Annotated in this window: 2 protein-coding genes; both read left to right on the plus strand. The window is 70.9% G+C overall.

Annotated elements, in window-relative coordinates:
* Positions 1 to 70 precede the first annotated feature (70 nt).
* Positions 71 to 1390 carry an IS21 family transposase gene (gene istA / locus IN07_RS19750; RefSeq protein ID WP_052091537.1) on the plus strand — a complete coding sequence of 440 codons (1320 nt, stop codon included), beginning with the start codon at positions 71 to 73 and terminating at the stop codon, positions 1388 to 1390.
* Entirely contained in the window at positions 1387 to 2151 is a 765-nt protein-coding gene (istB, locus tag IN07_RS19755; protein WP_036339341.1) for an IS21-like element helper ATPase IstB, read from the plus strand. The genes istA and istB overlap by 4 nt, the downstream gene beginning before the upstream one ends.
* The last annotated feature ends 64 nt before the right edge of the window (positions 2152 to 2215 follow it).

Genomic DNA, 2215 nt, shown 5'->3' on the forward strand with positions numbered 1-2215 from the left:
GGTGTCGATGCCGACTGAAGACTGACCCCCTGGCGCCGGTTGAACTTTGACCCCCCGGTGAACCTTGGGAGTGATCACTGTGGAGAACTGGGCTGAGATCCGTCGGCTCCACCTGTCAGAAGACATGCCGATCAAGGCGATCGCCCGTCGACTCGGGGTGGCCCGCAACACCGTCCGGGCGGCGCTGGCGGCGGCGGAGCCGCCGCGCTATCAGCGGCCGGCGAAGGGCTCGAGTCTGGACGCACTGGAGCCCCATATCTGCGCGCTGCTGGCGGAGTTCCCGGACATGCCGGCGACGGTGATCGCCGAACGACTCGAGTACACCGGGGCCAGCTCGGTGCTGCGGGCCCGGGTGGCGGTGCTGCGGCCGCGCTACCGGCCAGCCGACCCCGCCGACCGCACCACTTACGCCGCCGGGGAGATCGTGCAGTGCGACCTGTGGTTCCCCGCCGCAGTGGTTCCGGTCGGCCCCGGGCAGTTGCTCGCGCCACCGGTGCTGACGATGGTGTCGGCGTTCTCCCGCTGGGTGATGGCCACAGCGGTGCCCTCGCGCACCACCGGAGACCTCATCGCCGGGATGTGGGTGCTGCTGAAGCTGCTCGGCGCGGTGCCCAAGATGCTGGTCTGGGACAACGAACCCGGCATCGGGCAGCACCAACACCTGACCGTCGGCGCCCGATCGTTCGCCGGAACGCTGGGCACCCGGATCTGGCAGGCGCCGGCGCGGGACCCGGAAACCAAGGGCGTGGTCGAGCGAGCCAACGGGTTCCTGCAGACCTCCTTCATGCCCGGCCGGACCTTCACCGACCCGGCCGACTTCAACGGCCAGCTCACCGACTGGCTGCCGCGGGCCAACCAGCGGCTGGTCCGGACCACCGGACAGACCCCTGCCGCGCTGATCACCGCCGACCGGGCCGCGATGGCCGGGCTGCCGCCGGTTCCGCCCCGAGTCGGCTGGCAGACGCAGGTGCGCCTGGGCCGGGACTACTACGTGCGGGTCGCCGGCAACGACTACAGCGTCGACCCCACCGTCATCGGCCGGATGATCGAGGTGAGCTGCGGGCTGGACCGGATGCAGGCCCACTGCGCCGGGCAGCTGGTCGCTGACCACCAGCGGTCTTGGGCCCGAGCCCAGAACGTCACCGACCCCGCCCACGTCGCCACCGCCAAAGGCCTGCGGCAGGCCTTCCAGACCCGGCAACGCACCACCGGCCAGCCCACCGCCACAGCCCGGCCCGGGGACGTGGTGGCCCGCCGCGCCCTGACCGACTACGACACCGTCTTCGGGCTCACCCTGCAACCTGAGCCCCCGGCCAGCGATGCCGGTACCGGTGCCGGTGCCGGTGCCGGTGGCCGGATGAAGCCGGCGCTGACGGTGGTGCGGTCATGAAGCCCGCTGACGTCGACGCCGAGATCGCGCTGCTGGCCCGGGAGCTGAAGACCCCGGTCATCGCCGACACCTTCCACCCCCTGGCCGACCAGGCCCGCACCGAGGCCTGGTCGCACGAGACCTACCTGGCTGCCGTGCTGGCCCGCCAGGTCGCCTCCCGCACCACCAACGGCACCCGGCTACGGGTTAACGGCGCGCACTTCCCGCAGACCAAGACCCTGGAGGACTTCACCTTCATCCACCTGCCCGCCGCCACCCGCGACACCCTCGCCCACCTGGCGACCACCACCTTCATCGGCCGCCGGGAGAACGCCGTCCTGCTCGGCCCACCCGGGGTGGGCAAGACCCACCTGGCCATCGCCATCGGCCACAAGGCCTGCGAGGCCGGCTACCCCGTCGCGTTCGCCTCCACCACCGGCTGGCTGCACCGCCTGGCCGCCGCCCACGACCGCAACACCTTGGACACCGAGCTCCGCAAACTCAACCGCTACCGCCTACTGATCATCGACGAGGTCGGCTATCTCCCGCTGGACGCCGCCGCAGCCAGCCTGTTCTTCCAACTCGTCGCCAGCCGCTACGAGACCGGCTCGGTCATCGTCACCAGCAACCTCGCGTTCTCCGCCTGGGGCCAGACCCTCGGCGACGACATCGTCGCCGCTGCCACCATCGACCGACTCGTCCACCACGCCACCGTCATCGCCCTCGACGGCGACTCCTGGCGCACCAGAGCACACCGACCCACCAGCACCACCAACCGCTAAACCGACCCCCGAGGGGTCAACTTTCGATCGGCAACAGGGGGTCAACTTTGGCCCGGCGTTGACA

The sequence above is a fragment of the Modestobacter caceresii genome (genome assembly GCF_000761485.1).
Taxonomy (GTDB): domain Bacteria; phylum Actinomycetota; class Actinomycetes; order Mycobacteriales; family Geodermatophilaceae; genus Modestobacter; species Modestobacter caceresii.

Bases quoted from the DNA above. Each gene is read 5' to 3' on its own strand.
- istB (WP_036339341.1), top strand. From the start codon at position 1,387: ATGAAGCCCGCTGACGTCGACGCCGAGATCGCGCTGCTGGCCCGGGAG.